Origin of the sequence: Microbacterium sp. NPDC057944 (assembly GCF_042887445.1) — a bacterium.
In the GTDB taxonomy this organism is placed as follows: domain Bacteria; phylum Actinomycetota; class Actinomycetes; order Actinomycetales; family Microbacteriaceae; genus Microbacterium; species Microbacterium natoriense.
The window spans coordinates 1-6,760 of the sequence record NZ_JBHVPJ010000004.1 but is presented as its reverse complement, the minus strand read 5'-3'; the positions used below and the strand labels follow the sequence as shown (position 1 = coordinate 6,760).

Sequence of the window (6,760 nt, the reverse complement as noted above, 5' to 3'; positions counted from 1 at the left end):
GCACACTTGAGGCCGGCCCCCGCCCCGCCCCCGAACGGGGCTGGCGCGTCCATCTGCACCTACCGGAGGAAACCCCGCAGTGACCACCGTCCTCATCGCCGACGACCAGCCGTTGCAGCGCTTCGGCTTCCGCATGCTGCTGGAGAGCCAGGACGACCTCACCGTCCTGGGCGAGGCGTCAAACGGCAGCGAAGCCGTCCGCATGACGGCTGAACTCCGCCCGGACGTCGTGGTGATGGACATCCGCATGCCCGGCACGGACGGCATCGAGGCCACCCGCCGCATCGTCGCCTCCGGCGACCGGACCCGCGTTCTCATCCTCACCACGTTCGACCTGGACGAGTACGCCCACGCGGGTCTCCGCGCGGGTGCCTCGGGGTTCCTCATCAAGGACGCCCAGCCGGAGGAACTCCTGTCCGGCATCCGCTCGGTGGCGACCGGGGACGCGGTCGTCGCCCCCAGCCTGACCCGCCGTCTCCTGGACGCCTACGCCCACCGTCTCCCGGCCGGCAGCGCCACCGCGGGCGCCGCCCCGGACGAGGATCCCCGCCTGTCCACGCTCACGGAGCGGGAACGCGAGATCCTCACGGTCATCGGGAAGGGCTGGACGAACACCGAGATCGCCGGCCGGCTGCACCTGGCGGAGTCCACGGTGAAGACCCATGTGGGCCGCATACTCGCCAAGACGGGTTCCCGCGACAGAATCCAGGCGGTGATCCTGGCCTACGACACGAAATTGGTGGAGCCGTCCTGAAATGCAGAAAGCCCCGTGCCGAAGGGCACGGGGCTTTCTCAAGAATTGTTCGGCGGCGTCCTACTCTCCCACAGGGTCCCCCCTGCAGTACCATCGGCGCTGTAAGGCTTAGCTTCCGGGTTCGGAATGTAACCGGGCGTTTCCCCTACGCTATGACCACCGAAACACTATGAAACTGACAACCGCACCATGTGTGGCACATGGGGTTGTTCGTGGTTTCAGAACCAACACAGTGGACGCGAGCAACTGAGGACAAGCCCTCGGCCTATTAGTACCGGTCAACTCCACACGTTACCGTGCTTCCATATCCGGCCTATCAACCCAGTCGTCTACTGGGAGCCTTACCCTCTCTAGGAGGTGGGAGTCCTCATCTCGAAGCAGGCTTCCCGCTTAGATGCTTTCAGCGGTTATCCCTCCCGAACGTAGCCAACCAGCCATGCCCTTGGCAGAACAACTGGCACACCAGAGGTTCGTCCGTCCCGGTCCTCTCGTACTAGGGACAGCCCTTCTCAAGACTCCTACGCGCACAGCGGATAGGGACCGAACTGTCTCACGACGTTCTAAACCCAGCTCGCGTACCGCTTTAATGGGCGAACAGCCCAACCCTTGGGACCGACTCCAGCCCCAGGATGCGACGAGCCGACATCGAGGTGCCAAACCATCCCGTCGATATGGACTCTTGGGGAAGATCAGCCTGTTATCCCCGGGGTACCTTTTATCCGTTGAGCGACGGCGCTTCCACAAGCCACCGCCGGATCACTAGTCCCGACTTTCGTCCCTGCTCGACCCGTCGGTCTCACAGTCAAGCTCCCTTGTGCACTTACACTCAACACCTGATTGCCAACCAGGCTGAGGGAACCTTTGGGCGCCTCCGTTACTCTTTAGGAGGCAACCGCCCCAGTTAAACTACCCATCAGACACTGTCCCTGATCCGGATCACGGACCCAGGTTAGACATCCAGCACGACCAGACTGGTATTTCAACGACGACTCCCCCTGAACTGGCGTCCAGAGTTCACAGTCTCCCAGCTATCCTACACAAGCCGAACCGAACACCAATATCAAACTGTAGTAAAGGTCCCGGGGTCTTTCCGTCCTGCTGCGCGAAACGAGCATCTTTACTCGTAGTGCAATTTCACCGGGCCTATGGTTGAGACAGTCGAGAAGTCGTTACGCCATTCGTGCAGGTCGGAACTTACCCGACAAGGAATTTCGCTACCTTAGGATGGTTATAGTTACCACCGCCGTTTACTGGCGCTTAAGTTCTCAGCTTCGCCTGGACGAATCCAAGCTAACCGGTCCCCTTAACGTTCCAGCACCGGGCAGGCGTCAGTCCGTATACATCGCCTTACGGCTTCGCACGGACCTGTGTTTTTAGTAAACAGTCGCTTCTCGCTGGTCTCTGCGGCCACCCCCAGCTCACGAGTAAATCGGAGCAGCAAGTGTGGCCCCCCTTCTCCCGAAGTTACGGGGGCATTTTGCCGAGTTCCTTAACCATAGTTCACCCGAACGCCTCGGTATTCTCTACCTGACCACCTGAGTCGGTTTAGGGTACGGGCCGCCATGAAACTCGCTAGAGGCTTTTCTCGACAGCATAGGATCATCCACTTCACCACAATCGGCTCGGCATCAGGTCTCAGACTACGTGCCAGGCGGATTTACCTACCTGACGTCCTACACCCTTACCCCGGGACAACCACCGCCCGGGATGGACTACCTTCCTGCGTCACCCCATCACTCACCTACTACCAACTTGGGCCGGCGGCTCCACCACTCCGAGATTGTCCGAAGACGCACCCGGCGGCTTCACGGCCTTAGCATCACTGGATTCGATGTTTGACGCTTCACAGCGGGTACCGGAATATCAACCGGTTATCCATCGACTACGCCTGTCGGCCTCGCCTTAGGTCCCGACTTACCCTGGGCAGATCAGCTTGACCCAGGAACCCTTAGTCAATCGGCGCACACGTTTCTCACGTGTGAATCGCTACTCATGCCTGCATTCTCACTCGTGAACCGTCCACAACTCGCTTCCGCGGCTGCTTCACCCGGCACACGACGCTCCCCTACCCATCACAGCACCCGTTGGGGCTATCTGCTGCAATGACACGACTTCGGCGGTACGCTTGAGCCCCGCTACATTGTCGGCGCGGAATCACTAGACCAGTGAGCTATTACGCACTCTTTCAAGGGTGGCTGCTTCTAAGCCAACCTCCTGGTTGTCTGTGCGACTCCACATCCTTTCCCACTTAGCGTACGCTTAGGGGCCTTAGTCGATGCTCTGGGCTGTTTCCCTCTCGACCATGGAGCTTATCCCCCACAGTCTCACTGCCGCGCTCTCACTTACCGGCATTCGGAGTTTGGCTAAGGTCAGTAACCCGGTAGGGCCCATCGCCTATCCAGTGCTCTACCTCCGGCAAGAAACACACGACGCTGCACCTAAATGCATTTCGGGGAGAACCAGCTATCACGGAGTTTGATTGGCCTTTCACCCCTAACCACAGGTCATCCCCCAGGTTTTCAACCCTGGTGGGTTCGGTCCTCCACGAAGTCTTACCTCCGCTTCAACCTGCCCATGGCTAGATCACTCCGCTTCGGGTCTTGAGCGCGCTACTGAATCGCCCTGTTCGGACTCGCTTTCGCTACGGCTTCCCCACTCGGGTTAACCTCGCAACACACCGCAAACTCGCAGGCTCATTCTTCAAAAGGCACGCAGTCACGAGACACCAGCAAGCTGATGTCCGACGCTCCCACGGCTTGTAGGCACACGGTTTCAGGTACTATTTCACTCCCCTCCCGGGGTACTTTTCACCATTCCCTCACGGTACTATCCGCTATCGGTCACCAGGGAATATTTAGGCTTAGCGGGTGGTCCCGCCAGATTCACACGGGATTTCTCGGGCCCCGTGCTACTTGGGTGTCTCTCAAACGAGCCGCTGACGTTTCGACTACGGGGGTCTTACCCTCTACGCCGGACCTTTCGCATGTCCTTCGCCTACATCAACGGTTTCTGACTCGTCTCATGGCCGGCAGACCATGAAAGAGAGATCCCACAACCCCGTATGCGCAACCCCTGCCGGGTCTCACACGCATACGGTTTGGCCTCATCCGGTTTCGCTCGCCACTACTCCCGGAATCACGGTTGTTTTCTCTTCCTGCGGGTACTGAGATGTTTCACTTCCCCGCGTTCCCTCCACTTGCCCTATGTGTTCAGGCAAGGGTGACAGCCCATGACGACTGCCGGGTTTCCCCATTCGGAAACCCCCGGATCAAAGCCTGGTTGACGACTCCCCGGGGACTATCGTGGCCTCCCACGTCCTTCATCGGTTCCTGGTGCCAAGGCATCCACCGTGCGCCCTTAAAAACTTGGCCACAGATGCTCGCGTCCACTGTGCAGTTCTCAAACAACGACCAACCACCCATCACCCCGGAACGAATCCCGAGTGCACTGGGGTCGGCGACTGAAGACAGACCGTGCGGCCGTACCTTCAGACACCCAACAGCGTGCCCGACACCCTCGCCACCCGATTCCGTTCCACGCCGAAGCAGTACTAGGAGACCGAGCTGGTCAAGTGTGCCGAGTAGTCAACGTTCCACCCACGAGCAACCAGTGCGAGACATTCGCTCATGTACTGGCCTCTGACCAACCGAGGTTGGTGAGAAGTGCTCCTTAGAAAGGAGGTGATCCAGCCGCACCTTCCGGTACGGCTACCTTGTTACGACTTCGTCCCAATCGCCAGTCCCACCTTCGACAGCTCCCTCCCACAAGGGGTTGGGCCACCGGCTTCGGGTGTTACCGACTTTCGTGACGTGACGGGCGGTGTGTACAAGGCCCGGGAACGTATTCACCGCAGCAATGCTGATCTGCGATTACTAGCGACTCCGACTTCATGGGGTCGAGTTGCAGACCCCAATCCGAACTGAGACCGGCTTTTTGAGATTCGCTCCACCTCGCGGTATCGCAGCTCATTGTACCGGCCATTGTAGCACGTGTGCAGCCCAAGACATAAGGGGCATGATGACTTGACGTCGTCCCCACCTTCCTCCGAGTTGACCCCGGCGGTCTCCCGTGAGTCCCCAGCACCACAAGGGCCTGCTGGCAACACGGGACAAGGGTTGCGCTCGTTGCGGGACTTAACCCAACATCTCACGACACGAGCTGACGACAGCCATGCACCACCTGTACACCGACCACAAGGGGGCGCCTGTCTCCAGACGTTTCCGGTGTATGTCAAGCCTTGGTAAGGTTCTTCGCGTTGCGTCGAATTAAGCCACATGCTCCGCCGCTTGTGCGGGCCCCCGTCAATTCCTTTGAGTTTTAGCCTTGCGGCCGTACTCCCCAGGCGGGGCACTTAATGCGTTAGCTGCGGCACGGACGACGTGGAATGTCGCCCACACCTAGTGCCCACCGTTTACGGCGTGGACTACCAGGGTATCTAATCCTGTTCGCTCCCCACGCTTTCGCTCCTCAGCGTCAGTATCGGCCCAGAGATCCGCCTTCGCCACCGGTGTTCCTCCTGATATCTGCGCATTTCACCGCTACACCAGGAATTCCGATCTCCCCTACCGAACTCTAGCCTGCCCGTATCGACTGCAGACCCGGGGTTAAGCCCCGGGCTTTCACAACCGACGCGACAAGCCGCCTACGAGCTCTTTACGCCCAATAATTCCGGACAACGCTCGCGCCCTACGTATTACCGCGGCTGCTGGCACGTAGTTAGCCGGCGCTTCTTCTGCAGGTACCGTCACTTTCGCTTCTTCCCTGCTGAAAGAGGTTTACAACCCGAAGGCCGTCATCCCTCACGCGGCGTCGCTGCATCAGGCTTTCGCCCATTGTGCAATATTCCCCACTGCTGCCTCCCGTAGGAGTCTGGGCCGTGTCTCAGTCCCAGTGTGGCCGGTCGCCCTCTCAGGCCGGCTACCCGTCGTCGCCTTGGTGAGCCGTTACCTCACCAACAAGCTGATAGGCCGCGGGCTCATCCTGCACCGCCGGAGCTTTCGAACCCCGCAGATGCCTGCGGGGGTCAGTATCCGGTATTAGACCCCGTTTCCAGGGCTTGTCCCAGAGTGCAGGGCAGATTGCCCACGTGTTACTCACCCGTTCGCCACTAATCCCCACCCGAAGGTGGTTCATCGTTCGACTTGCATGTGTTAAGCACGCCGCCAGCGTTCGTCCTGAGCCAGGATCAAACTCTCCGTGAATGTTTACCGGTTGTCCGGTGACACATCACGAGAGCGGAACATCGGGAGGAATAGTCCCGATGTTCACAGCGTCCTCGCTGTGTTTTTTCAAAGGAACCTCGACCATCCGAAACCGGATGGACGGGGTATCAACATATCTGGCGTTGACTTTTGGCACGCTGTTGAGTTCTCAAGGAACGGACGCTTCCTTTGTACTCACCCTCTCGGGCTTTCCTCCGGGCGCTTCCCTTCGGTCTTGCGTTTCCGACTCTATCAGATCTTTCCGATCCGATTTCCTCGGTGCTTTCCAGGTTCCCGCTTTCGCGTTTCCCTTTCCGGCGATTCCCACTTTATCAGAAGTTTCGGGGCGGATTTACCGGCCTTCGTTCTCCGATTTATCGGGAGGTGCCTCCGCGGAAGCTGCGTTCCGTCGCGAAGCTGCTAGACGCTCACTGTCGCCCTTCGGGGTGAGACCCCGTCTCCAGGCAACTGTTTGAATCTACCTCCCCGCACGCGCCGTGTCAACGGTTCCTGCGGGGCGAAGAGGAGACTAGCAGCTCGGCGGGCCGCTGCGCACATCAGGCGGCCGTGGGCACGTCGGCGCTGCGCTCGGCCTTCTCCAGATCCCCCGTTTCGCCGGCTCGTGCCGCGCGTCCGCCCACGACGTAGACGTACGCCAGGAAGGCCAGCTCGGCGACGACGCCGATGGTGATGCGCGCCCAGGTGGGCAGGCCCGACGGGGTGACGAAACCTTCGATGGCCCCCGAGACGAAGAGGACGAGGGCGAGGCCGATGGCCATGGCCAGGGCTGCCCTGCCTTCCTCGG

1 protein-coding gene, 3 rRNA genes and 1 pseudogene are annotated in these 6,760 nt (G+C 59.9%); 1 reads left to right on the top strand and 4 read right to left on the bottom strand.

The features are described from left to right. Nucleotides 1-79: 79 nt before the first annotated feature. On the top strand, nt 80-754 hold the full coding sequence (locus ACFVRO_RS18770; protein ID WP_386955225.1) for a response regulator: 675 nt from the start codon (nt 80-82) through the stop codon (nt 752-754). A 47-nt stretch (nt 755-801) separates the two neighbouring features. Here the strand turns inward: ACFVRO_RS18770 and rrf are convergent. The 4 genes and pseudogenes from rrf to ACFVRO_RS18750 all read right to left on the bottom strand — a co-directional run. Beyond that, nucleotides 802-918: ribosomal RNA gene (gene rrf, locus ACFVRO_RS18765) — 5S ribosomal RNA — on the bottom strand. Between the two features lie 84 nt (nt 919-1,002). Next, a 23S ribosomal RNA gene (locus tag ACFVRO_RS18760) occupies nt 1,003-4,125 on the bottom strand. A 302-nt stretch (nt 4,126-4,427) separates the two neighbouring features. Then, a 16S ribosomal RNA gene (locus ACFVRO_RS18755) occupies nt 4,428-5,955 on the bottom strand. Together the 16S, 23S and 5S rRNA genes form the textbook arrangement of a ribosomal RNA operon. A 557-nt stretch (nt 5,956-6,512) precedes the next feature. Beyond that, nucleotides 6,513-6,760: pseudogene (locus ACFVRO_RS18750) on the bottom strand (stage II sporulation protein M); the annotation flags it as partial.